17 protein-coding genes are annotated in these 24906 nt (G+C 72.1%); 9 read left to right on the top strand and 8 right to left on the bottom strand.

Annotated elements, in window-relative coordinates:
* Nucleotides 1–109 precede the first annotated feature (109 nt).
* Nucleotides 110–361, bottom strand: coding sequence for a hypothetical protein (locus JOD95_RS04400; RefSeq protein WP_066653141.1), 252 nt, complete (start codon nucleotides 359–361; stop codon nucleotides 110–112).
* Between the two features lie 93 nt (nucleotides 362–454).
* Nucleotides 455–3046 (bottom strand): valine--tRNA ligase, encoded by a 2592-nt coding sequence (gene valS / locus JOD95_RS04395; RefSeq protein ID WP_245171563.1) that lies wholly within the window; start codon nucleotides 3044–3046, stop codon nucleotides 455–457.
* 225 nt (nucleotides 3047–3271) lie between these two features.
* Between valS and proP the strand changes: the two genes are divergently transcribed.
* Nucleotides 3272–4846 carry a glycine betaine/L-proline transporter ProP gene (proP, locus tag JOD95_RS04390; RefSeq protein WP_235426521.1) on the top strand — a complete coding sequence of 525 codons (1575 nt, stop codon included), beginning with the start codon at nucleotides 3272–3274 and terminating at the stop codon, nucleotides 4844–4846.
* 223 nt (nucleotides 4847–5069) lie between these two features.
* Here the strand turns inward: proP and JOD95_RS04385 are convergent, their stop codons facing one another.
* The 4 genes from JOD95_RS04385 to JOD95_RS04370 form a co-directional block, all read right to left on the bottom strand.
* On the bottom strand, nucleotides 5070–6638 hold the full coding sequence (locus JOD95_RS04385; protein ID WP_209683442.1) for an ABC transporter ATP-binding protein: 1569 nt from the start codon (nucleotides 6636–6638) through the stop codon (nucleotides 5070–5072).
* Nucleotides 6639–6706: 68 nt separating this feature from the next.
* Complete coding sequence (locus JOD95_RS16850; protein ID WP_209683439.1) at nucleotides 6707–7585, bottom strand: ABC transporter permease; 879 nt, start codon at nucleotides 7583–7585, stop codon at nucleotides 6707–6709.
* Nucleotides 7582–8652 (bottom strand): ABC transporter permease, encoded by a 1071-nt coding sequence (locus JOD95_RS04375; RefSeq protein ID WP_307810369.1) that lies wholly within the window; start codon nucleotides 8650–8652, stop codon nucleotides 7582–7584. Before JOD95_RS04375 ends, JOD95_RS16850 begins: the two co-directional genes overlap by 4 nt.
* Nucleotides 8637–10280, bottom strand: coding sequence for an ABC transporter substrate-binding protein (locus JOD95_RS04370; protein WP_209683436.1), 1644 nt, complete (start codon nucleotides 10278–10280; stop codon nucleotides 8637–8639). The genes JOD95_RS04375 and JOD95_RS04370 overlap by 16 nt, the downstream gene beginning before the upstream one ends.
* 31 nt (nucleotides 10281–10311) lie before the next feature.
* Between JOD95_RS04370 and JOD95_RS04365 the strand changes: the two genes are divergently transcribed.
* Nucleotides 10312–10911 (top strand): TetR/AcrR family transcriptional regulator, encoded by a 600-nt coding sequence (locus tag JOD95_RS04365; RefSeq protein ID WP_066653145.1) that lies wholly within the window; start codon nucleotides 10312–10314, stop codon nucleotides 10909–10911.
* Nucleotides 10912–10922: 11 nt separating this feature from the next.
* On the opposite strand, the gene JOD95_RS04360 is transcribed toward JOD95_RS04365, so the two are convergent.
* Complete coding sequence (locus JOD95_RS04360; RefSeq protein WP_066653147.1) at nucleotides 10923–11957, bottom strand: cation diffusion facilitator family transporter; 1035 nt, start codon at nucleotides 11955–11957, stop codon at nucleotides 10923–10925.
* Nucleotides 11958–12198: 241 nt separating this feature from the next.
* Between JOD95_RS04360 and ileS the strand changes: the two genes are divergently transcribed.
* The 5 genes from ileS to JOD95_RS04335 are packed head-to-tail and all read left to right on the top strand — an operon-like array spanning nucleotide 12199 to nucleotide 18667.
* On the top strand, nucleotides 12199–15453 hold the full coding sequence (gene ileS / locus JOD95_RS04355; RefSeq protein WP_209683434.1) for an isoleucine--tRNA ligase: 3255 nt from the start codon (nucleotides 12199–12201) through the stop codon (nucleotides 15451–15453).
* Nucleotides 15450–16934, top strand: coding sequence for a folylpolyglutamate synthase/dihydrofolate synthase family protein (locus tag JOD95_RS04350; protein WP_081984736.1), 1485 nt, complete (start codon nucleotides 15450–15452; stop codon nucleotides 16932–16934). The genes ileS and JOD95_RS04350 overlap by 4 nt, the downstream gene beginning before the upstream one ends.
* 41 nt (nucleotides 16935–16975) lie before the next feature.
* Complete coding sequence (locus JOD95_RS04345; RefSeq protein WP_066653151.1) at nucleotides 16976–17347, top strand: DUF4233 domain-containing protein; 372 nt, start codon at nucleotides 16976–16978, stop codon at nucleotides 17345–17347.
* A gap of 26 nt (nucleotides 17348–17373) precedes the next feature.
* Nucleotides 17374–17793 carry a nucleoside-diphosphate kinase gene (ndk, locus tag JOD95_RS04340; RefSeq protein ID WP_058728426.1) on the top strand — a complete coding sequence of 140 codons (420 nt, stop codon included), beginning with the start codon at nucleotides 17374–17376 and terminating at the stop codon, nucleotides 17791–17793.
* Between the two features lie 25 nt (nucleotides 17794–17818).
* A complete protein-coding gene (locus tag JOD95_RS04335) occupies nucleotides 17819–18667 on the top strand; it encodes a thioredoxin domain-containing protein (protein ID WP_209683433.1) in 849 nt (282 codons plus the stop codon).
* A gap of 624 nt (nucleotides 18668–19291) precedes the next feature.
* On the opposite strand, the gene JOD95_RS04330 is transcribed toward JOD95_RS04335, so the two are convergent.
* Nucleotides 19292–19900, bottom strand: coding sequence for a vitamin K epoxide reductase family protein (locus JOD95_RS04330; protein WP_307810368.1), 609 nt, complete (start codon nucleotides 19898–19900; stop codon nucleotides 19292–19294).
* A 333-nt stretch (nucleotides 19901–20233) separates the two neighbouring features.
* On the opposite strand from JOD95_RS04330, the gene JOD95_RS04325 reads away from it, so the two are divergent.
* Both JOD95_RS04325 and JOD95_RS04320 read left to right on the top strand, forming a co-directional pair.
* On the top strand, nucleotides 20234–23371 hold the full coding sequence (locus JOD95_RS04325) for an Rne/Rng family ribonuclease (RefSeq protein ID WP_209683429.1): 3138 nt from the start codon (nucleotides 20234–20236) through the stop codon (nucleotides 23369–23371).
* Between the two features lies 1 nt (nucleotide 23372).
* A complete protein-coding gene (locus JOD95_RS04320) occupies nucleotides 23373–24371 on the top strand; it encodes a hypothetical protein (RefSeq protein ID WP_209683427.1) in 999 nt (332 codons plus the stop codon).
* Nucleotides 24372–24906 lie beyond the last annotated feature (535 nt).

The raw sequence follows: 24906 nt of genomic DNA, 5'->3' as shown, positions 1-24906 counted from the left end.
CCCCTTCCTCCGCTGCGGTCCCACTCGTCCCCGTCGCCTCGGGAACGGACGTTCTCCAGTGTAGGCCGCGTCCCCCGGTCCCGGTCGAGCCCGGGATCGGGGGGACGGCCTAGTCCTCCTCCGGCGCGTCGTCCGGGTTCGTCACCTGCGCACGCCCGGCGGGGTCGAGGTGGATCGACGTGCCGTCGTCGAGCTCGACGATCGGCTTGCCCTCGAGGTACGTCAGCGTCCAGCGCCAGGTCGATGCGTCGACCGACGCCGCCGCCAGCTCCTCCTCGACACCGCGCGCGGCGACGACCATCGCCTCGGGGAGTCGCTCGGGTGGCTGCCCACCCACGTTCCAGCGTGTACCCAACTGCATCCGTGCCTCCAGTGCCGACTCGTGCTCGTGCTCGTGCTCGTGCTCGTGACGACGGGCCGGGCCGCACGCGACCCGGCCCGTCGACGGACGACGCTACGCCTGCTGCTCCGCGAGCTCGATCTCGGTCACCGCGAGCTCCTCGCCGTCCGTGAACGACAGGTTCTCGATGCGGCCCACGGCGGCCAGGTCGACCGCCGCGCGCTCGATGAGCGCGCGCTGGTCGGCCGGAGCCGCCACGACGGCACGGGTGACCGGCGTCTTCTGGGACGCCTTGGCGGCGGTCTTCGCACCGCGGATCCCGATCAGCGCCTGGCCGACGGCGGCCAGCAGCCCGGACGGCTCCGCCTGCGTCGGGAGCTCCGTGACCGTGGGCCACGCGGCCGTGTGCACGCTGGTGTCGTGGGTCCAGGCCCACACCTCCTCCGTCGCGAACGGGAGGAACGGTGCCAGCAGACGGAGCAGCGCGTCGATCGCGGCGCGCAGCGCCAGGACCGCACTCGCCTGGGTCTCGTGCGTCGCGTCGGGCGCGGTGCCGTAGGCACGCTCCTTGACCAGCTCGAGGTAGTCGTCGCAGAAGGTCCAGAAGAACCGCTCGGTGACCTCCAGCGCACGGGCGTGGTCGAAGCCGTCGAACGCGGCGGTGGCCTGCTCGATCACGGAGCCGAGCTCCGCCAGCACGTCGACGTCGAGGGGCTCGGTGACGGTCGTCGCACCGCTCGGCAGTTCGAAGCCGTACACGAACTTCGCCGCGTTGAGCACCTTGATCGCCAGGCGACGACCGACCTTGATCTGCTTCGGGTTCTGCGGGTCGAAGGCCGCGTCGGTGCCGAGCTTCGACGAGGCTGCCCAGTAGCGGACCGCGTCGGCACCGTGCTGCTCGAGGATCGAGAGCGGCGTGACGACGTTGCCCTTCGACTTCGACATCTTCTTGCGGTCGGGGTCCACGATGAAGCCGGAGATGCTCGCGTGCTTCCACGGCGCGACGTCGGCCTCGAGCTGGCTGCGGAGTGCCGTCGTGAAGAGCCACGTGCGGATGATGTCCTGCGCCTGCGGGCGGACGTCGTACGGGAACACGAGGTCGTAGAGCGCCGGGTCCGTCTCCCACTTGCCCGCGAGCTGCGGGGTGAGGGACGAGGTCGCCCAGGTGTCCATCACGTCGAGCTCCCCCTGGAAGCCGCCGGCGACGCCGCGCTGGTGCTCGGCGTACCCGGGGGCCGGCTCGGACGCCGGGTCGACGGGCAGCTGTGCCTCGGTCGGGACGATCGGCTGGTCGAAGACCGGGTTGCCGTCGGCGTCGAGCGGGTACCAGACCGGGATCGGCACGCCGAAGAAGCGCTGGCGCGAGATGAGCCAGTCGCCGGAGAGGCCACCGACCCAGTTGTCGTAGCGGACGCGCATGAAGTCCGGGTGGAAGGCGATCTCCTCGCCGCGCTTCCGCAGGGTCTCCTTGAGCTGCTCGTCGCGCGCGCCGTTGACGATGTACCACTGGCGGGTCGAGACGATCTCGAGCGGCTTGTCGCCCTTCTCGAAGAACTTCACCGGGTGGTTGATCGTCTTCACGTCGCCGACGAGCTCGCCCGACTCGGTGAGCGCGTCCACGAGGACCTTCTTCGCCGAGAAGACGGTCTTGCCGGCCATCTCGGCGTAGAGCTCCCTGCCGCGGGTCGACTCGATCCACGCGGGCTCGTCCGAGCGGACGCGGCCGTCGAAGCCGATGATCGCGCGGTTCGGCAGCTGCAGTTCGCGCCACCACACCACGTCGGTGGTGTCACCGAAGGTGCAGACCATCGCGATGCCCGCGCCCTTGTCCTGCTGCGCCAGGTGGTGCGCGAGGACCGGGACCTCGACGTCGAACAGGGGGGAGCGGACGGTCGTGCCGAACAGGTCCTGGAAGCGCTCGTCGTCCGGGTGCGCGACGAGGGCGACGCAGGCGGGGAGCAGCTCCGGACGGGTGGTCTGGATGACGACGTCCTCGCCGCCGTCGGTGCGGTGGAACGCCAGGCCGTGGTACGCGCCGGGCATCTCCTTGTCCTCGAGCTCGGCCTGCGCGACGGCGGTGCGGAAGGTGACGTCCCAGAGCGTCGGGGCGTCGGCCTGGTAGGCCTCGCCGCGCTCGAGGTTGCGGAGGAACGCACGCTGCGCGCTCGCCCGCGAGGTGTCGTCGATCGTGCGGTACGACTGCGTCCAGTCCACCGACAGGCCGAGCGTGCGGAAGAGGTGCTCGAACTGCTGCTCGTCCTGCACGGTCAGGCGCTCGCACAGCTCGATGAAGTTGCGGCGCGAGATCGGCAGCTGGTCGCCCGCCTTGCTCGACTTGCCGTCGCCGCCCTCGAACGGCGGCACGAAGGCGGGGTCGTAGGGGAGCTGCGGGTCGCACCGGACGCCGTAGTAGTTCTGCACGCGGCGCTCGGTCGGCAGGCCGTTGTCGTCCCAGCCCATCGGGTAGAAGACGTGCTTCCCGCGCATGCGCTCGTACCGGGCCTTGAGGTCGGTGTGCGTGTAGGAGAACACGTGCCCGATGTGCAGCGAACCCGACGCGGTCGGCGGCGGGGTGTCGATCGAGTACACCGCGTCCTTCGTCGCGCTGTCGCGGTCGAAGCGGTAGGTGCCGTCCTGCTCCCAGACCGGACCCCAGACGTCCTCGAGGCCGTCCACCGTGGGCTTGTCGGGCATGGGCTTCGTCATGGCAGGGCCTTTCGATCGATGTGTGCGGCACCGAGTCCGTGGTGAGGTGCCTGAGTGTCGCGCGTACAGTACGCGGTGGCCTCATCGTAGCGGTCCGCCGCGTCGGAGCGCTCCATCTGGTAGGCTGTCGGAGTTTGTCCGGCGAGCGCGGTGTTCGCGAGGACTGCACAGTCGCTCTCCGCCGGATGCCCGAAGGCAAGACACAGCACTACCGGAGGAACGAACTTGGCACCGAACGACGCACACCAGCACGGCGACCGGCCGTTGCGCACGAAGGGCGCAGCGAAGCGTGCACGCCGCAAGCTGACCGAGGACGACGTCACCGTCGTCGAGGAGTCGCTGCTCAAGCGTGCCGTCGCCGCTGCGGCCCTCGGCAACGCGATGGAGTGGTTCGACTTCGGCATCTTCGCGTACCTGACGGTCACGATCTCGAAGGTGTTCCTGCCGGCGGGCGACCCGACGTCGAACCTCGTCGCGACCTTCGGGTTCTTCGCGGCCGCCTTCATCGTCCGCCCGATCGGCGGCGCCGTCTTCGGCCCCATCGGCGACAAGATCGGCCGGCAGAAGGTCCTCGCGCTGACGATGATCCTGATGGCCGCCGGCACGCTCATGATCGGCCTCATCCCGTCGTACGCGACGATCGGCTTCTGGGCCCCCGTGCTGCTCCTCGTCGCCCGCTTCGTGCAGGGCTTCTCGACCGGTGGTGAGTACGGCGGTGCCGCGACGTTCATCGCTGAGTACTCGCCCGACAAGCGCCGCGGGTTCATGGGCTCGTGGCTCGAGTTCGGCACGCTGGCCGGCTACGTGCTCGGCGCGTCGATCGTCACGGTCCTGCAGTACGCGATGCCCGAGGACACCCTGCTCAGCTGGGGCTGGCGCATCCCGTTCATGATCGCCGGTCCGCTCGGCCTCATCGGGCTCTACCTCCGCCTGAAGCTCGAGGAGACCCCGGCCTTCCAGAAGCAGCAGGAGCAGGCCGCCGAGCGCGAATCGCAGAAGACGCCGTTCCTCAAGCTGTTCGCCGAGAACTGGCGCTCGCTCATCATCTGCATCGGCCTGGTCCTCGTGTTCAACGTGACCGACTACATGCTGCTGTCGTACATGCCGACCTACCTCGAGACGAACCTCGGGCAGAACGCCACGTTCGGCCTGATCCTCATCGTCATCGTGATGATCCTGATGATGGTCGTCATCACCTTCGGTGGTCGCCTGTCCGACAAGTTCGGCCGCCGGCCGGTCCTCGCCGCCGGCTGCATCGGCTTCATCGTGCTGTCGTGGCCGGCGCTCAAGCTCGTCCAGACCGGGACCGGTGCCGGGGTCTTCTTCGGCCTGCTGATCCTCGGTCTCGTGCTCGTCACGTTCACGTCGACCATGCCGTCGACGCTCCCCGCGCTGTTCCCGACGATCATCCGCTACGGCGCGCTGGCGATCGCGTTCAACGTGTCCGTCTCGCTCTTCGGTGGCACGACGCCGCTCGCGACGCAGGCGCTCATCGCCGGGGCGAAGGACGCCGGGCTCTCGTGGGCCGAGGACATCCCGGCCTTCTACCTCATGCTCGCGGCCGTGATCGGCCTCGTCGCGGTGTTCTTCACCAAGGAGACGGCTGCGACGCCGCTCATGGGCTCGGGCCCCACGGTCGCCCACGAGGACGAGGTCGCCGACGTCATCAAGGACTACAACGACCCGACCTCGGAGCTCGCGCAGTCCGACTGGGCGAAGGACTTCTCGACGAGCGAGATCCCGATCATCTCGGGGGACACCCCGAAGCCGGGGTCCGACAAGGAGCCCGCGGGCTCGTAGCCGCCGCTGTCGGCCGGGAGGCACGGTGCACGTCCGCCACGGACGCGCACCGTGCCTCCCGGCATGTCCGCTCCGTGGGCGCTCCCCGAGTCTCGGCCCGGCGGACACGTTCGCGGCTTCGGTGCCGCGAACGTGTCCGCCTGAGCGAGACTCGCCCGCTGGCGCGGCGCCGGCGCGCCGCGGCGCCGCTGCGCCGCTGCGCCGCGGCGCCGGCGCGCAGCGCTCAGGCGCCGCGGGCGAGCCGGGCGGCAGCGTCGACCAGGCGCGCGGTCGCCGGGTGCTCCGGCGCGCCGAGCACGCGTTCCGCGGGGCCCTGCTCGACGACGCGGCCGTCGTGCACCACGAGCACCTCGTCCGCCATCCGCCGGACGGCGCGCAGGTCGTGCGACACGAACACCATCGCCACGCCGGTCTCGTCGCGCAGTCGTTCGAGCAGCGTGAGCACCGCGTCCTGCACGGTCGCGTCGAGTGCCGTCACCGGTTCGTCGAGGACGACCACCTCGGGCGACGTCGCCAGCGCCCGGGCGATCGCCAGTCGTTGCCGCTGTCCGCCGGAGAGCGTGCGCGGGGCGCGTGACCGCAGGTCTGGGTCGAGTCCCACCTGACGGAGTGCGGCGTCGACCGGGTCGGCCAGACCACCCCGCGCCCGCCGCTCCTGCCCGCGGGACAGGGCGTCCGCGAGCACCCGTCCGACGCTCCACCGCTCGTCGAAGGTCGCCCCGGGGTCCTGCACGACGGCCGCCACCCGGTGCCGACGAGCCCGGCGCTCGCGCTCGGGCAGGGGCACCCACGGGTCGCCGTCGAGCGTGACGGTGCCGGCGTCCGGCGTCTCGAGTCCGAGCAGCATCCGCGCCACCGTCGTCTTGCCCGAGCCGGAGGCACCGATCACACCCGTCACGCGGCCCGGTCGCACGGTGATCGACACGTCCTGCACGGCGGGCACCCCGTCGAAGGAACGGGACAGCCCGGAGCCCTCGAGGAGCGGGGCCGACGGCGCACCGGTCCGGGGCACCCGTCCCACGGCCCGGCGCGTGTCCGCCCGTGCCGCCCGCACCAGGGCTGCGGTCGCCGGGTGCTGCGGTGCTGCGAAGACCTCGGCGACCGGTCCGTGCTCGACCACCGTCCCCTCGTCGACGACGAGCACCCGGTCCGCCCACCCGGCGACGAGCCCGAGGTCGTGCGTGATGACCAGCAGCCCGGCGCCGCGGTCCTGCACGGCCCGGAGCTGCTCCATCACGGTGACGGCCACGGCGGCGTCGAGGGCGGTCGTCGGTTCGTCCGCCACCACGAGCGCGGGGGAGGCCACGGTCGCCGCCGCGATCAGCGCGCGCTGTCGCATGCCGCCGGAGAGCGTGCCGGAGCGCCGGCCGTCGGTCGCCATCGCGGGGTCGAGCCCCACGCCCGCCAGTGCGGCGCGCACGGCATCGACCCGTTCTGCTGCGCGCAGGTCGGTGTGCAGGCGCAGGGCGTCGGCGACCTCGCGGCCGACGGGGCGGAGGGGGTCGAGTGCGCCGAGGGCCTCCTGGCCGACGTAGCCGACGGTGCTCCCGCGGAGCCGACGCCAGCGCCGCTCGGCGAGCCCGCGCACGTCGGAGCCGACGAGGTCGAGGCGGTCGGCGGTGACCGCGGCACCCGCTGCGGAGAGCCCGAGCACCGCCCGGGCGGTCGCGGTCTTGCCGGAGCCGGACGCCCCGACCAGGGCGACGCACTCACCGGCGTCGACGTGCAGGTCGACGCCGTGCACCACCGTCGCGCCGTCGATCGACACAGCGAGCCCGCGGACGTCGAGCACGCGACTCCCCACCGGCCGTGCTGCACCGGTCCGTCCCACGACGTCGTCGGGCCCCCGCTCGGAGCCCCTCACCGCACGGCCCCCGTCCGCCGCACCGCACGGCCGAGCACCGTCACCGCGGTCGCCAGCACCACGATGGCGAGGCCCGGGAAGGTGCTCATCCACGGCGCGGTCAGCAGGTAGGTGCGGCCGTCCGCGAGCATCGCACCCCACTCCGGCGCGGGCGGCGGGGTTCCGACCCCGAGGTAGCTGAGCGCCGACGCCCACACGACCGCCTGGCCGACCCCGAGCGTGGCGACGGCGACGACGGGCCAGAGTGCCGCGGGCAGGACGTGCCGGAACACGATCCGGCCGGGGGAGCGGCCCTGCAGCACGGCGGTCTCGACCACCTGCGACGACCGCGCACTCCGGACCAGGCCGCGGACGATCCGGGCGTACCCGGGCGCCGTGGCGAACCCCACCGCCAGGGTCGCGGGCACCGGTCCGGGGCCGGTGACCGCGATGACGACGAGCGCGACGAGCAGCAGCGGCAGCGCGAACGCCACCTCGGTGACCCGGCCGACGACCGCGTCCACGATCCGACCACCGAGTCCGGCGAGCGTGCCGAGCAGGATCCCGGTGAGACCGCCGACGAGCGTCGCGGCGACCCCGACCACGAGTGACGCCCGTGTCCCCGCGACCACGCGCGCGAGCACGTCGCGTCCGGACTCGTCGGTGCCGAAGGGGTGCGCCGGTCCGGGTGGCGTCAGGGCGTCGGCGGGGTGCACCGCGAGCGGGTCGCCGCCGCCGAGCAGCGCCGGCCAGACCGCCGCCAGCACCGCGACCGCGACGACGACCGCCGCGACCGAGCCCGCCGGGCCGAGCGTCCCCCCACGGAACCGCTCGGACCGTCGGGCCCGCCCCTCGGACGCACCGGCCGGGAGGCCCGGGTCGAGCACCCCGCTCACCGTGCGTCCACCCTGCTCTGCGTGCGCACGCGCACTCGCTCCACGCGACCGGCCGGGCGTCGGTCGCGGGTCCGCGGGTCCACCGCCCGCTCGACCAGGTCCGCGACCGCCAGCACGACGACGTACGCCGCGGCGGACACGAGGGCGATCCCGGCCACCAGGGGCATGTCCCGCTGGGTGACCGCGGTGACCAGGGCACGACCGATGCCGGGCAGCGCGAAGACCGACTCGACGACCACGGCACCGGAGACCAGCGAGCCGAAGGCCCACGCGGACAGGGCGATCCCGGGGAGCGCCGCGTGCCGGAGCAGGTGACGACCGAACAGTCCGACGCGGGTCTCCCCGCGGCCGCGGGCTGCGAGGGCGAACGCGGAGCGCTGGGCGTCGACCACGCCGTCGCGGACCGTCTCGGCGAGGTACCCCGCGACCGGCACGGCGACGGTGAGCACGGGCAGGACCCAACCGCGCAGGCTGCCGTCCGACACCGCCGGCACCCACCCGAGTGCGCTCGCGAAGACCACGATGAGCACGCTGCCGAGCCAGAAGTGCGGCACGACGCTCGCCGTCACGGTGATCGCGCCGGTCAGGGCCGCGGCGATCCGTCCGCGCTGCGTCGACCACCACGCGGCGCCGATCGCCAGGACCCAGGCGACGACGAGCCCGGCGACCGCGAGCGTCAGCGTCACGGGGACCTGCTGCGCGAGGAGCTCGGACACGGGCGTGCGGAACGCGTACGAGTCGCCGAGGTGCCCGGTCGCCAGACGCCCGAGGAACACCGCGTACTGCACGAGCACCGGCCGGTCGAGGCCGTACTCGCGGCGGACCGCCTCGACCGCCTCCGCCGAGGCCTGGGACCCGGGGCCGCCGAGGATCGCCAGCGCCGGGTCACCCGGGATCAACCGGATCGCGACGAAGACGATCGTGGCGACCGCCCAGAGCACCCCGATGCCGCCGGCCGCACGGCGGAGACCCCACAGGACCCACGCCGACCACCCGCGACGGGTGCCGGTGCGTGGCGGACGCGGGGCGGGCCTCCCGGCCGGCTCGCCCGTCAGCGGGCGATCCACGCGGTGCCGAACCACGGGGTGGAGACCGACGTGGTCTCGATGCCGTGGACGGCGGAGCGGTACAGGAAGTGGTTCTGCTGGTCGTAGAGCGGCAGGACGGTGCCGCTCGCCAGGATCCGCTGCTGCGCCTGGCGGTACAGGTCGCCGCGCTCGTCGGCGTCCGACGTGCGTGCCGCACGCTCCAGCAGGTCGTCGACCGTCGGGTCGTCGAGCTGCGCGAGGTTCGCGAAGTAGCCCGACGGTGCGGGCTCGATGCTCGCGCTGTCGTACAGGATGCGGAGGACGTCCGGGCCGACCTTGGTGTACGGAGCGCTGACGACGTCGTACTCGTTCGCGGCGAGGGCGGCGTACCAGCTGGAGAGGTCGAGCTCCTCGAGCCGCACGTCGAACCCGACCGCCTTCTCCGAGGCCTGGACCTGCTGGAACAGGCTGCGCTCCGCGGGCACCGACTGGTTCGTCGACACCGGGAAGGTGACGATGAGCCGCTGCCCGTCCTTCTCGCGGACGCCGTCGCTGCCGACCTTCCAACCGGCCTCGTCGAGCAGGCGTCCGGCCGTCTTCGGGGAGTACTCGAACAGCGCCGGGTCGGAGTACCCGTCGGGCTCGACGCTCGACAGCACCGAGTACGAGCGCTTCGCGGTGCCGAGGAACAGGCTCTGCAGGCCCGGGTCGATCTCGGCGCCGGCGATGAAGGCCTTCCGGACCGCCTCGTCGCGGAACACCCCGTGCCCGGAGTTCAGTTCGAGGCGGTTCGAGGCGCCGGGGCGCGGGGCGTCGAGGTCGCGGATCGCGCCCTTCGTCGAGGCGCTCTTGAGCTGGTCGGGCTGGGCGTTGTCGATGACGTCGACCTGACCGGCCTGCAGTGCGGCGTAGCGCGAGGTCGAGTCGGGCAGGAAGCGCCACGTGATGCCGTCGAGGCGGGGCGCCGTCGAGCCGGTGAGCGGCGTGTACCCGTCGTTCTTCGTCAGCGTGATGCGATCGCCCCGCTGCCACTCCGTGACGGTGAACGGGCCGGTGCCGACGGGGGATGCACAGTTCGTCGCCTGCGGCCGCTGCAGGGCCTTCGGCGACTCCATGCCGACCCAGGGCTGCGAGAACGACTCGAGCAGCGCGCTGTCCGGGCGGCTCAGGGTCAGCGTGACGGTGTGGTCGTCGGTCGCCGTGGCCTTCGTGATCGACTGCAGGGCGAGGTAGCCCGTGCTCGACGCCGTCGTCGGGTCCTGCACGTGCTCGATGTTCGCGACGACGGCGGCCGCGTCGAACGGGGTGCCGTCGGAGAACGACACGTCCGTGCGCAGGTCGAGCGTCAGGGTCTTCCCGTCGTCGCTCGTCGTCCACCCGGTCGCGAGGGCCGGGGTCGGCTTCCCCGCCCGGTCGAGCCCGGTGAGCATCTCGATGTACTGCGTCGACAGCAGGGCCTGCGGGTAGTTGCCGCCGACGTGCGGGTCGAGGCAGGTCGGCTCGGCGTCGCCGGAGGCGTACGTGAGCGTCCCGCCGCTGACCGGCGTGCCGGCGTCGGTGGCGGTGCCGCCGCCGGTGCAGGCGGTCAGGGCCAGCAGGACCGCGGTGGCTCCCGCGGCGGTGAGGAGCGTGCGGGCGCGTGTTTTCTGTACTCGGTCCAAGATCATGGCTGCACGAGTCTAGCGGTTTACTGGCGGCATGGACGAGACGATGCGCCGCGGTGGCCGCCCCCGACGCTCGAGTGCCGAGGTCCTCGCCGACGCGGCTGCCGAGCTGTTCCTCGAGCAGGGGTACGCGCGGACGACCGTCGACCAGATCGCGGCCCGGGCCGGGGTGAGCCGAGCGACGTTCTTCAACTACTTCGGGGCGAAGTCGGACGTGCTCTGGCTGGAGCTCGACGCCGCGGTGGCCGACCTGCCCGCGTTCCTCACCGCCTCGACGGAGTCCTCGCCCGTGCGCGCCGTGGAGCAGGCCGTGCTCGCCGCGGCGCGGGCGCACGACCCGGACCGGGTGCCGTGGGCGATCGCCCAGGCCGAGGTGATGGACATCGGCACCGAGCTCGTCGCCAGTGTGGCGGCGCGGGTGATGGCACAGCACGGGGCGGTCTCGGCGTTCGTCGGCTCGCGGACGGGGGAGCACCCGACGTCCCTGTGGCCCCAGACCGTGTCCGGGGCGATGCTCGGGGCCGCGGCGGCGGCGTTCGGGGTGTGGGTCGCCGACGGTGTCGCCCGCAGGTCCCTCGTCGAGTACGTCGGCGCGGCGCTGACCCCGGTCGCGGCAGGCCTCGACGCGCGCTGAGGCGACGGGCGCTACTCGGTGCGGAGCGTCCCGGCACCGCCGGCCGCGACGTCCTCCACCGTGCCGTCGCGCACGATCCCCGGGACGTCGCCGTCCCCTCGGGCTGCGAGCGACGCGTCGCCCGGGATGCTCAGGGTGAGGACGGCCTCCTCGATGTACTGGCTCTCCTCGAGCGACGCCTCGACCCGACGGAGCCGGACCGCGACGTGGTCCTCGAGCTCGTTGCCGGTCAGGTCGACCGCCGCCACCAGGAACACCCGGGACGGTCCGACGAACTCCAGGTGCAGGTAGGTGACGCGCTCCACCTCGTCGCGACGGAGCAGCTCGGTGAGCACGGCGTCCTCGAGCTCGGGGGACGTCGCCTCGCCGACCAGGAACCGGCGGTTGCGCTCGATGAGGACGATCGCGACGACCCCGAGCAGGAGTCCGACCGCGATGGAGCCGATCGCGTCGAACACCGCGAGGCCGGTGAGCTGGTGCAGCAGCACGCCGAGGAACGCGATCACGAGGCCGACCAGCGCCGCGGCGTCCTCGGCGAAGACCGCCCGGAGCGTGGGGTTCGACGACTGCAGCACGTGGCGGAGCACCGGGACGCGGCGCTTCGTGGCGGCTCCGTGTGCCTGGCGGTAGGCCTGCAGGAAGCTCGTGCCCTCGAGGACGAACGCGATGCCGAGCACGACGTAGTTGAGCACGACGTCCTCGGCCGGACCGGTCTCGCCGAGCTCGGTGATGCCGTGCCAGATCGACACGACGGCACCCGCGGTGAAGAGGCCGAACGCGGCGAACATCGACCAGATGTAGGTCTCGCGACCGTACCCCAGCGGGTGCTTCCGGTCCCGCTTCTTCGCGCCGCGTCGTTCGGCGACGAGCAGGAAGATCTCGTTGCCCGTGTCGGCCCACGAGTGCGCGGCCTCCGCGGTCATCGACGCCGAGCCCGAGATCAGGGAGGCGACGGTCTTGGCGATGGCGACGAGCAGGTTGGCGGCGAAGGCGATGACGACGGTGAGCAGGGACTCCGGACGGTCCTGCTTCTCGGACGAGGGCATCGCTCCAGCATGCTCCGACTCTTGTAGACTCGTCCCACCAGGCGTCGAACCGGCCATCACCGGTGAGCCTCCGGAAGAACGCGGCAGCACCACCGCCGTCAGTAGACCCGGGCGGACCGGACCGCACCCCATCCGGCGAACGAGCGGTCGGTCGCAGCGCGAGCAGCGTCCGGCAAGCGAGGTGGTACCGCGGAGCACGCTCCGTCCTCGTGGAGACGAACCGAACCCACAGGAGCAGCTCGTGGCCTACCCCCTCAACGTCCCCACCGACGGTGTCGTCCCGTCCCCGTCCTTCCCCGCCGTCGAGCAGGGCATCCTCGCCTTCTGGAAGGGCGACGACACGTTCCGGGCGTCGATCGACCAGCGCGAGGGCTGCACCGAGTGGACGTTCTACGACGGCCCGCCGTTCGCCAACGGCCTGCCGCACTACGGTCACCTGCTGACCGGCTACGCGAAGGACGTCTTCCCGCGCTACCAGACCATGCGCGGCAAGCAGGTGCACCGCCGCTTCGGGTGGGACACCCACGGGCTGCCCGCCGAGCTCGAGGCCATGCGGCAGCTCGGGATCACCGAGAAGCACGAGATCGACGACATGGGCGTCGACGTCTTCAACGCCGCGGCCAAGCAGTCCGTGCTGCAGTACACCGACGAGTGGCAGGCGTACGTCACCCGTCAGGCGCGCTGGGTCGACTTCGAGGACGACTACAAGACCCTCGACGTCACCTTCATGGAGAGCGTCCTGTGGGCGTGGAAGCAGCTCTGGGACAAGGGCCTGGCGTACGAGGGCTTCCGCGTCCTGCCGTACTGCTGGAACGACCAGACGCCGCTCTCGAACCACGAGCTGCGCATGGACGACGACGTCTACAAGATGCGCCAGGACCAGTCGGTCACGGTGTCGTTCCCGCTGCATGGCGCCCGCGCCGCTGCACTCGACCTGACCGGGGTCCGCGCACTCGCCTGGACGACGACCCCCTGGACCCTGCCGACGAACGCGGCGCTCGCGGTCGGTCCGGACATCGCCTACGCGGTCGTGCCGGCCGGGCCGGGAGGCGCGGCTGACGGTGGCGACGCCGGCTCGGCTCGGTACCTCCTGGCTTCGGACACCGTGGCCGCCCACGCGAAGGAGCTCGGCTACGAGAGCGCGGACGACGCGCTCGCCGCCGTGCTCCGCACGGTCGTCGGCGCCGAGCTCGACGGCGTCGAGTACGAGCGCCTGTTCGACTTCCTCGCGGAGGCCGAGGGCTACGAGCACGCGTGGCGCATCCTCGTCGCCGAGTACGTCGAGACGGGTGAAGGCACCGGCATCGTGCACCAGGCCCCGGCGTACGGCGCCGACGACCAGGAGGTCTGCGCGGCCGCCGGCATCCCCGTGGTGCTGTCCCTCGACGAGGGCGGACTCTTCACGGCGCAGTTCGGCGACGTCGCCGGCATGCTCTGGTCGGACGCCAACAAGCCGCTGACGAAGGCCGTGCGCGAGGCGGGCCGACTGCTCCGCCAGGCCTCGTACGAGCACAGCTACCCGCACTGCTGGCGCTGCCGCAAGCCGCTCATCTACAAGGCGGTCTCGTCGTGGTTCGTCCGCGTCACCGAGTTCCGCGACCGCATGGGCGAGCTCAACCAGGACATCAACTGGGTGCCGGACAACGTCAAGGACGGTCAGTTCGGCAAGTGGGTCGGCAACGCGATCGACTGGTCGGTGTCCCGCAACCGGTACTTCGGCACGCCGATCCCGGTCTGGGTGTCGGACGACCCGGCGTACCCGCGCCAGGACGTCTACGGCTCGCTCGAGGAGCTCGAGCGCGACTTCGGTCGCCTGCCGCTGAACGCCGACGGCGAGGTCGACCTGCACCGTCCGTTCATCGACGAGCTGACCCGGCCGAACCCCGACGACCCGACGGGGCGGTCGACCATGCGCCGCATCTCGGACGTGTTCGACGTCTGGTTCGACTCCGGCTCGATGCCGTACGCGCAGGTGCACTACCCGTTCGAGAACCGCGAGTGGTTCGAGGAGCACAGCCCCGCGGACTTCATCGTCGAGTACATCGGGCAGACCCGCGGCTGGTTCTACGTCATGCACGCGCTGTCGACCGCGCTGTTCGACCGCCCGGCCTTCCGGAACGTGATCAGCCACGGCATCGTGCTCGGCTCGGACGGCCAGAAGATGTCGAAGTCGCTCCGCAACTACCCGGACGTCTCCGAGGTGTTCGACCGCGACGGCGCCGACGCGATGCGCTGGTTCCTCATGTCGTCGTCGGTCATCCGCGGCGGCAACCTCGTCGTGACCGAGGAGGGCATCCGCCAGGGTGTCCGCGAGTTCCTGCTGCCGCTCTGGTCGACGTACTACTTCTTCACCCTCTACGCGAACGCCTCCGGCGACACCGGCTACCAGGCCTCGCGCAGCACGGCGAGCACCGACGTGCTCGACCGGTACCTGCTCGCGAAGACCCGGGTGCTCGTCGCGGACGTGACCACGCACCTCGACGCGCTCGACACCCCGCTCGCGGCCCAGGCCGTCCGGGACTTCGCCGACGTGCTGACCAACTGGTACGTCCGTCGGTCGCGCGACAAGTTCTGGCTCGGTGCGGAGTCCTCACCCGAGGCCCGCGCGGCGTTCGACACGCTGTACACCGTGCTCGAGACGCTCACCCGCGTCGCCGCCCCGCTCGCGCCGCTCGTCACGGAGGAGGTCTGGAAGGGCCTGACCGGCGGGCGCAGCGTGCACCTCGAGGACTTCCCGTCCGCCGACGAGTTCCCGGCCGACGACGCCCTGGTCGCCGCGATGGACCGCGTGCGCGACGTCGCGTCGAAGGGGCTCGCGCTCCGCAAGGCGACCGGCCGCCGTGTCCGTCTGCCCCTCGCGACCCTGACGCTGGTCGTGCCGGACCCGGCAGCGATCGAACCGTTCGCGGACATCCTGCGTGACGAGCTCAACGTGAAGCGCGTCGTGCTCGAGCAGCAGGAGGAGTCCTCGCTCGGCCGCTACGGCATCGAGCGGAAGCTCACCGTCAACGCCCGCGCCGCTGGCCCCCGGATCGGCAAGCAGGTGCAGCAGGTGATCCCGGCCGCCAAGAAGGGTGACTGGGTCGCGACCGAGTCCGGCGTGACGGTCGGCGGCGTCGACCTCGTCGAGGGCGAGTACACGCTCGACCTCACCGTCGCGGACGACTCCGTCGCGGTGGCGTTCCTCGACGGCGGCGGCTTCGCGGTGCTCGACACCGTGACGACCCCCGAGCTCGAGGCCGAGGGGCTCGCCCGTGACGTCGTCCGCGCCGTGCAGCAGGCCCGCCGCGACGCCGACCTCGACGTCAGCGACCGCATCGTCCTGACGCTCCGGGTCTCCGAGGACGCCGAGGACGCGATCCGCACGCACGAGCAGCTCATCGCGGGGGAGACCCTCGCGACGAGCGTCGAGGTGACCACGACGACGTTCGCTCCCGGCGAGGGCTCGGACGTCGGCGACGGTGCGAAGGTGTCCGTGGAGGTGGCACGCGCATGAGCGACAGCGAGCAGTACGACGACGACCACGACGGCATCGAGGACCTCGGTCCGCTCGACGACACGGCCGGGGTCCGCATCCCGGTCGGACCGTCCGGCGAGCAGGCCCCGACGGACGCGCTGCCGTACGGCGGCGACGACGACGAGGTGCAGCGCGTCGAAGCCGCCCTGTACGCCCGGATCGGCGAGCAGGCACCCGAACGTCGGTTGACCGCCACCCGACGGGCCGTCGAGCTCCTCGGCGACCCGCACCTGGCGTACCCGGTCATCCACGTCACCGGCACGAACGGCAAGACGTCGACCGCGCGCATGGCGGAGAGCATCGTCCGCGCCCACGGGCTGCGCACCGGCCTCATGACGAGTCCGCACCTCGTGTCGATCCGGGAGCGCATCGTCATCGACGGCGAGCCGATCGCGGCCGACCGGTTCGTGGAGAACTGGGACGACATCACCCCGATCCTGGCGATGACGGACCAGGAGCTCACCGACAAGGGCGAGCAGCCGCTGACCTTCTTCGAGGCGTTGACCGTCCTGGCCCTGGCGTGCTTCGCCGAGGCACCGGTCGACGTCGCCGTCATCGAGGTCGGCATGGGCGGCGAGTGGGACTCCACCAACGTGGTGCAGAGCCAGGTGCAGGTGATCACCCCGGTGGCGATCGACCACGCCAAGCAGCTCGGGTCGACCGTCGCCGAGATCGCGCGCACCAAGTCCGGCATCATCAAGCCGTCGTCGTCGGTCGTGTCGAGCGCGCAGACGCCGGAGGCACTCGCCGAACTGCAGCGCGCGGCCGAGCTCACCGAGTCGACGCTCGCCGTCGAGGGCACCGGGTTCTCCGTCGTGTCCGACACCCCGGCCGTCGGCGGGCAGCTCGTCACCGTGCAGGGCATCGCCGGGCGCTACGACGACCTGTTCGTCCCGCTCTTCGGCCAGCACCAGGCGCACAACGCCGCCGTCGCCATCGCCGCGGTCGAGTCGTTCCTCGGGCGGGGCTCGCAGGCCCTCGACGAGGACGTCCTGTCCGAGGGCCTCGCGAACGCGACCAGCCCCGGCCGGCTGCAGCCGATCGCGCAGGAGCCCACCGTCGTGGTCGACGCCGCGCACAACCCGCACGGGGCGCGCGCCCTGGCCGAGGCGCTGCCGGTCGCGTTCCCGTCCGAGCACGTCGTCGGCGTCGTCGGGATCCTCGGCGACAAGGACGCCCGCGGCTTCGTCCGGGCGCTCAAGGACACGGTCCAGACCTTCGTCGTCACGCAGCCGCCGGGGGACCGTGCACTCGACGCGGACGCGTTCGCCCGCATCGTCGTGGCCGAGGTGGGCGAGGACCGCGTGGTCGTCGAACCCGCGCTCGAGCAGGCACTGCAGGAAGCGCGCGACCTGGCGGAGGAGGCGGACGCCGAGGACGCCCTCGTGCTCGTCGCCGGCTCCATCGTCATGGTGGGGAAGGTCATGGACCTGGTCCACGCGGAGAGCGGGACGAAGTGACGGACGCACCACGGGCCTCCCGGCCGGGTCGACAGCCGCGCGTGCGGAAGCCGCGCCCGCAGCGCGGTGCCCGCGAGAGCCTCCTCGCGATCACCCTCGGACTCGAGGCCGTGATGTTCTTCTTCCCGATGCTCGTCGTCTACGGGAAGGGCACGCTGCCGCCGCTCGCGGCGTTCGGTGGCGGCATCCTGGCGATCATCGTCCTCGCAGCTGCCTCACGCCTGACGGGCAAGCGCGCCGGTGTATGGTTCGGGTGGCTGCTGCAGGCGGCCATCCTCGCCACCGGCTTCATCGAGCCGTTCATGTTCGCGGTCGGCGCGGTGTTCCTGGCGCTGTGGGTGTTCTGCTTCGTCAAGGGCGGTCAGCTCGACCGGCAGAACGCCGCGTTCCGGGCCGCTCAGGCCGAGGACTGACCACCACCGAACCACAGGAGAACTGCGTGTCCGATCTCGAAGAGACCCTCGTCCTCGTCAAGCCCGACGGCGTCGCCCGCCAGCTCACCGGAGAGGTCCTCCGTCGCATCGAGACCAAGGGCTACGAGATCGTCGACCTCAAGATGGTCACGGCGTCGCGTGAGCTCCTCGACCAGCACTACGAGGAGCACCAGGGCAAGCCGTTCTTCGAGCCGCTCGTCGAGTTCATGCAGTCCGGCCCGGTCGTCGCCGTGCGCGTCGCCGGCAACGGTGTGATCGCGGGCTTCCGCTCGCTCGCCGGCACCACGGACCCGACCTCGGCCGCCCCGGGGACCATCCGTGGCGACCTCGGTCGCGACTGGGGCCTCAAGGTGCAGCAGAACCTCGTGCACGGCTCGGACTCCCCGGAGTCGGCCGCCCGCGAGCTCGCCCTCTGGTTCGCCTGATCGACCGAAGCGGAGCACAGACGCGATGACGAACAACGACCGTCCCACGAAGAACGAGCGTCGCCAGCACGCCCGTGAGGTCGCCCGCCAGCGGGCCGACGCCGAGAAGCGCCGCAAGCGCCGCAACAAGTGGTTCCTGCAGGGCGGCATCGGCCTGGGCATCGTGGCCGTCGCGGCGATCATCGCGATCGTCGTGGTGAACGTGAACAGCGGGGGCACCACCTCCGCCGCCGGCCCGAAGAACATGGTCACCGGTGGCATCCAGTTCACCGGCGGCGACGGCAAGATCACCCCCGTCACGACCGGAGCGGTCTCGGCGGACGGCACCCCGTCCCCGGTCGCCACGGCCGACAGCGACGGCAAGGTCAAGGTCGTCGAGTACGTCGACTGGGCCTGCCCGGTCTGCAAGCAGTTCGAGGGTGCCTACGCCGACCAGATCACCGACTTCGTGAAGAACGGTCAGGCGACGCTCGAGATCCACCCGGTGTCGATCCTCGACCGCAGCTACCTCGGCTCGCGCTACGCCAGCCGTGCCGCGAACGCCGCGATGTGCGTCGCGAACTACGCGCCGGACAAGTTCCTCGACGTGCAGACGCAGTTCTTCGAGAAGCAGCCGGAGGAGGGCACGAAGGGCCTGACCAACGCCGAGATCGCCGACCTGGTGAAGGCCGGCGGGGCCACCGGCTCCGACGTGTCCGAGTGCCTGTCGAACGAGACGTACAAGGGCTGGGTCACGAAGATCACGAACCAGGTCACCTCGGACCCGGCGGTCGCCGGTCCCCAGGGCTTCGGCACGCCGACGATCCTGGTGAACGGGCAGCGTGTGAGCACCCTCACCGACGTCGTCCCGACCATCGAGGCCGCCGCGGAGTAGTCGGCCCCGCCGCACTCGGCCCCGCGCTCCCGATCCGGGAGCGCGGGGCCGATCGCTGTCCCCGGACTGCCTGGGGCGCGGGCGCGCGACGCAGAGCCTGGGGCGCGGGGAGGCGCCTGGGGTGCGGGGAGGTGCGGTGCGGCGCGGGGGCGCGCGGCGGCGTGCGCACCTGGTCGATCCGGGCGTACCGAGCGAAACCGGGCGTACCTGGCGCTTCGGTTGCACCAGGGATGCCCGAAAGCGCCTTGCATCGCAGGTGTCATGGGAAGGATCGGGCGTCCGGGCCTGGCCGGGTCGGCGGATCACGGGCCGAGGCAGCACGCTCGCCGGTGCGGGACGATCCGCTCGCACACCGTAGGAGCGAGGAGCACGTGTCGTCCGGACGCTGCGCGAGCGATCAGGACCGATCCGACGGCCCTCCCGAGTGGGCAGGACACGCCGCTGGCGATCCGGGCGAGGGCACGATCCGTCGCCGGAGAACGTCGAGCGTGACGGATCTGGCCCGCTCGAGGGACCGGGACGGGGGGCATCGCAACGGTCCGGTGGCGTCAGGACGACCGGGACGTGCACCGAGCAGCGGCCCGGCAGCGTCAGGCGGACCGGGACGCCGTCACGAGCGCGGCGTCAGAACGGGAGCGTCGTGAGCACGCGGGGGAACACGATGAGGATGCTGACCACGATCACGGCGTAGTTCGCCAGCACGAACGCCCACGAGTAGGGCAGCAGCGAGCGCCCGACCCGCTGGAGCCCGGCGCCGAAGCGTCCCTGCGCCGCGTTCCAGGTCGTGAAGATCCAGAACATCGGGATCGTCACGGTCCACACGAGCAGGCACCAGGGGCACAGGTAGCCGATGACCCAGACGGTCTGCGTGAAGAGCCAGGTGACGAACACCCACGCCAGGAACACCCCGGCGTTGAACAGCACCCAGAACCAGCGGTGACCGTTCCGCATGCCGGCGAGCAGCATCACCCCGACGGCGATCGGGGCGACGAAGCCCATCACGCCGAGGAGCGGGTTCGGGAACCCGAACAGGGAGCCCTGCCAGCTCGTCATCACCTGCGAGCAGTTCACGAACGGGCTGACGTCGCAGCTGAGTGCCTTCGACGGGTTCTCGTACTTCGCGAACTCGTCCAGCACCAGGTTGAACGCGGCGAAGAGGCCGACTGCTCCGGTGACGATGAGGAAGACCGCCATCGCGACCGGGCGGCGGGGCGTGGTTGCGCTCGTGCTCACGGCGTCATCATCGCATGTCCGTTCCGGACCTTTCCTGGCACCTCGTGCGACAATGACAGCAGTCGCGCGGCCGATCCGTGCGGCGAGAGAGCTTTCCGGGCGCAGCCCGGACGATCAGGCGCGGTGAGAGCGCGCCGTGACCGGGACTCGCGTCACATCCGATGCCGAGCCGGTCGGGCCGGGTGTCCGACACGGAACGACACCGGACCGCACGCCGGGACGACGAACACCGGTCACGAGAACGAACACGGGGGCGTGGACGCCACCCGTGACAACCACAGAATTCCCGCCGTCCGTCAGGACGCGAGTGGGGCCGAGGAGTGCACCAGATCCATGGTGGAGCAGAACACCGACAACCCGAACAACGAAGAAGTCGCACCGAAGCGCCGTGGCCGCCTGTTCGGCAGCCGTCGCGCCCGGTCCACCGGCCAGGAGGCCCGTGGTGACGTCGACACCGACACCAGCGACATCGAGACGGTCGCCGTGACCGACGACGCGCCGACCGACGAGACCGCTGCGGTCGACGGACCGGTCGCCCCGGACAGCGCGTCGACGGATGCCGAAGCGACGGACACCGAAGCGACGGACACCGAAGCGACGGGCAGCGCGCCGACGACCCCCGAGCCGACGACCCCTGCGTCGACGGACACGGCGACGGCGGACGACGCCGTCGAGGTCGCGGTCGAGCACGTCACGGCCGCCGCCGCGGAGCCCCAGGACGTCTCGACGGTCACGGGCAGCCAGCCCGTCGTCGACGCGTCGTCGGACGGCGGTGCAGCCGGCACCGAGCGCAGCACGGTCGCGGACGCACCCGCTGCGACCACAGCGGCCGACCCGGACGGGGCGACCACGGCGGACGACGCGTCCACCGCGGTGGCGACCGACGCGGTCGAGGTGGGCGGTGCCTCCCGGCCGGAGCCGGCATCTGCCCCCGAGGCGGACGAGCCCTTCGTGCCGAAGGCGACCAGCACCCTCAGCCTGATCTTCCACGCGCCGGTCCTGCCGGACCTGCCGGCCCTGCCGGCGCGCGCTGCGCGTGACGAGGACGACGACGAGGACGACGAGCAGGGCGGCAGCCGCCGTCGCTCGCGTCGTCGGGGGAGCAGTGCCGACCGCCAGGAGCGCGGTGTCCGTGAGCCGCGCGACCACCAGGAGCCGCGCCGCCGCGAGCCGGAGCTCATCACCGAGCCGCAGCGCATCAAGGGATCCACCCGCCTCGAGGCGAAGAAGCAGCGTCGCCGCGACGGCCGTGACGCCGGTCGTCGTCGCACGGTCATCACCGAGGACGAGTTCCTCGCGCGCCGCGAGAGCGTCGACCGCCAGATGATCGTCCGGTCGAGCTCGTCGAAGATCGAGATCGGCGTGCTCGAGGACAACGTCCTCGCGGAGCACTACGTCACCAAGTCGCACAACGTCTCGCTCATCGGGAACGTCTACCTCGGCAAGGTGCAGAACGTGCTGCCCTCGATGGAGGCGGCCTTCGTCGACATCGGCCGCGGTCGGAACGCCGTGCTCTACGCGGGCGAGGTCGACTGGAACTCGGTCGACACCGGTAACCACGGCCGACGCATCGAGGCCGCGCTCAAGCCCGGGGACAAGGTCCTCGTGCAGGTCACGAAGGACCCGGTCGGGCACAAGGGTGCCCGTCTGACCTCGCAGGTCTCGCTGCCGGGTCGCTACCTGGTCTACGTGCCGAACGGCTCCATGAACGGCATCTCGCGCAAGCTGCCGGACACCGAGCGCGCGCGCCTGAAGAAGATCCTCAAGGAGGTCCTGCCGGAGCACGCGGGCGTCATCGTCCGCACCGCTGCCGAGGGCGCGACCGAGGAACAGCTCACGCGCGACGTGCAGCGTCTGACCAGCCAGTGGGACGCGATCCAGAAGAAGGTGCAGAACGGGCACGCCCCGGTCATGCTGCACTCGGAGCCGGACCTGCTCGTCAAGATCGTGCGTGACGTCTTCAACGAGGACTTCACGAAGCTGATCATCGACGGCGAGGCCGCGCGCGGCACCATCGAGGAGTACCTCGACGCCGTGGCGCCCGACCTCAAGGACCGCGTCGAGATCTACGACGGCCCGGACTCGTTCGAGGAGTACCGCCTCAACGAGCAGATCGAGAAGGCCCTGGACCGCAAGGTGTGGCTGCCCTCGGGTGGCTCGCTCGTGATCGACCGCACCGAGGCCATGACGGTCGTCGACGTCAACACCGGCAAGTTCGTCGGCTCGGGCGGCAACCTCGAGGAGACCGTCACCAAGAACAACCTCGAGGCGGCCGAGGAGATCGTCCGACAGCTCCGCCTGCGCGACATCGGCGGCATCATCGTCATCGACTTCATCGACATGGTGCTCGAGTCGAACCGCGACCTGGTGCTGCGTCGCCTCGTCGAGTGCCTGAGCCGCGACCGCACGAAGCACCAGGTGGCCGAGGTCACCTCGCTCGGCCTCGTGCAGATGACCCGCAAGAAGATCGGTGTCGGGCTGCGTGAGTCGCTCGACGAGGTCAACGCCAAGGTCAACGACAACAACGCGGACCCCGGGCCCTCGAAGGGGCGCCGCAAGGGCCGCGGCAACGGCGGCTCGACCGGTGGCAACGGCAACGGCAACGGCCAGGGAGGCAACGGGCACGCTGGCAACGGCGGCTCGGGCAACGGAGGCTCCGGCAACGGGTCGACCGGCCAGTCGTCGCAGGCGCACCAGATCACCGAGGACGTCAAGAACGCGCTGTCCCGCATCGCGGCCTCGACCCTGCCCCACGACGAGGCGTCGTCCGGCGAACCGGTGACCGGCGTGGCTTCGCCGCGCGGCGGTGCGGCGACCCCGGACCCCGAGGTCGCGGTCTCCGCCTCGGCCGATGCACCAGCGTCCGGTCCGTCGCCGGTGTCCGCGCCGGAGCGTGGCGCGGAGGACGCCGGGGGTGCGGGCAACCGTGACGGCGAGCAGTCGTCCGGGTCGAAGCGCCGCCGCCGTCGTGGCGGTCGTGGTGCCGGCAGTGCTGCACCCGAGCAGCGCGGTACCGACGAGCAGGATGCCGAACAGCACGGCGGCGAGCAGCGCGGGTCCGCCGTGCGCGACACCGACGAGGCCGTCCAGCACCGTTCCGGCCGCGCGGGCTCCGCTGGCGCACAGGAGACCCCTTCGCAGGGGTCCGCTCCCGAGCCGTCCGCGCAGGAGGCTGCTCCGGCGAAGACCGCGCCGACACGTCGCCGCGTGAGCTCGAGCGCTCCCGTCACCCCGACCGAGAACACCGTCGCGATCCTCGACATCCCGGTGGCCGTGACCAAGCGTGAGCCGCGTCCGGTCCGGGACGACGCGGAGTCGCTCCTCGACTCCGTGCTGCAGGCCCTCCCGGAGCCGAAGCAGCCGGGGCAGGGCCGATCGCGGTCGCGCCGTGTGTCGTCGCCGAGCATCAGCGCACCGGCGTCCTCGGACGACGACGGGCAGGACGACGGCGCCGTGATCGTGGGGAACTGACGTGACCCACGCGGGCGACCCGAACGGTCGGCAGCAGGACCGCGGGTACTACGGTGCGGGCTGGTCGCAGCCCGCACCGCCCGCGGGCGGCCAGCCCGGTGGCCCGGCGTGGCCCGGCCAGCAGCACGTCGGCCAGCAACCCGGCGGCCAGCAGCAGCCGCCGTACGGCCGCCCGCAGGACGGTCAGCAGCCGTACGGTCAGCAGCCGTACGGCCAGCCGCAGGACGGCCAACAGCCGTACGGCCAGCAGGGCCGGGTGCGGTCACGGCCGCCCCGGACCGCGGATCCGCGCCGGGCGTTCGCACCCGGAGCGTCGGTCGCCAACGTCACGGGGGCCCTCATCGCCGTCGTGTCCGTCGTGCTCGTCGAGGTGGTGTCCGGCGTCCTCGGGCTGCTCGGGGCGTCCCTCGTCGTGCACCCCTTCTCGACGTACGGCACCGGGGCGAGCCTGCTCGGCAGCTTCGTGTCGGGCGTGTTCGCCTCGCCGTTCCCGTTCTACGTGGGAGCGTTCACGGCCCTCGCGTTCCTCACGCCGATCGCGCGGCGGAGTCCGCTGCCGACGGTGCTCCTCCGTGCCGTGCTCGCCGGCGCCGCGGGGACGGTCGCCCTGGCGCTCGTCGGGGTCTTCACCGGGTCCTACGCCGCGGTCCGGACGGGGTCGGGTGCCCGGCTCGTCATCGACGTCCTCACCGGGCCCCTGCAGAACGGCATCCCCTTCACCCTCATGCTCCTCGCGACGTCGACCGTGGCGTGGCTCTGGCTGGGACGTCCACGGGGAGGACGCCCGGGGCAGGGGCCGACGGGCGGACGACCGGGGACGGTCCGTCCTGCGGACGCCGTGCCCGCGCCGACCGTGCAGCCCGCCGTGCAGCCCTACGGTGCGCAGCAGCAGCAGCAGCAGCAGCAGCAGCAGTACGGTCAGCCGTCCGGGTCCCAGCAGGCCGCCGGCCAGCCGCCCGTGCAGCGGCCCGACGACCGGTGGACGCCGCCGACGCGCTGACACCGACACGCTCGGTCGCCGGGCACCGCCGGTGCGCTGACACAGCCACCGGCGGGAGCCCGGCTCCGGGCGTCCGTCGTCGGCTCGCTCGACCCCGCCGGGCCACCCCGTGCACCGCCGGACCGCCGGACGCCGAACCGTGCCGACCGCACGGCGCGAGCTGCTGCTGACCACCGGGAAGCACCTCGCGCCACGCCGTCACGTGGTTCGACGTGCTCGACGTCGTGCGGACGACGACAGCGCCGCCACACTGCCGCTCGCCGGCCGGCGGCCGGCGGCCGGCGGCCGGCACCGTGCCGCTCGCCGGCCGGCGGCTGCCGGCGTCCGGCGTCCGGCGCCCGGCCTCCCGCTGCTGCCGTCCGCTGTGGCGGCCGGCCGCCGACCGCACGCTACGGCGGGTCGCATCGATCGTCGTGCCATGGCCGACGGGACCGCGGCGCCCCCGCGTGCTCCCGGGTGGTCCACCGGGCGCGACGCTGCGTCGCGGCGGCGGGGCGCGCCTCCCGGCCGTCGCGCCGCGGACCCGTGCGACGCG

The organism is Curtobacterium sp. 1310 (assembly GCF_017834105.1).
Taxonomy (GTDB): domain Bacteria; phylum Actinomycetota; class Actinomycetes; order Actinomycetales; family Microbacteriaceae; genus Curtobacterium.
Note: the sequence above shows the minus strand (reverse complement) of the source record. Positions and strands in the feature narration are given on the sequence as shown.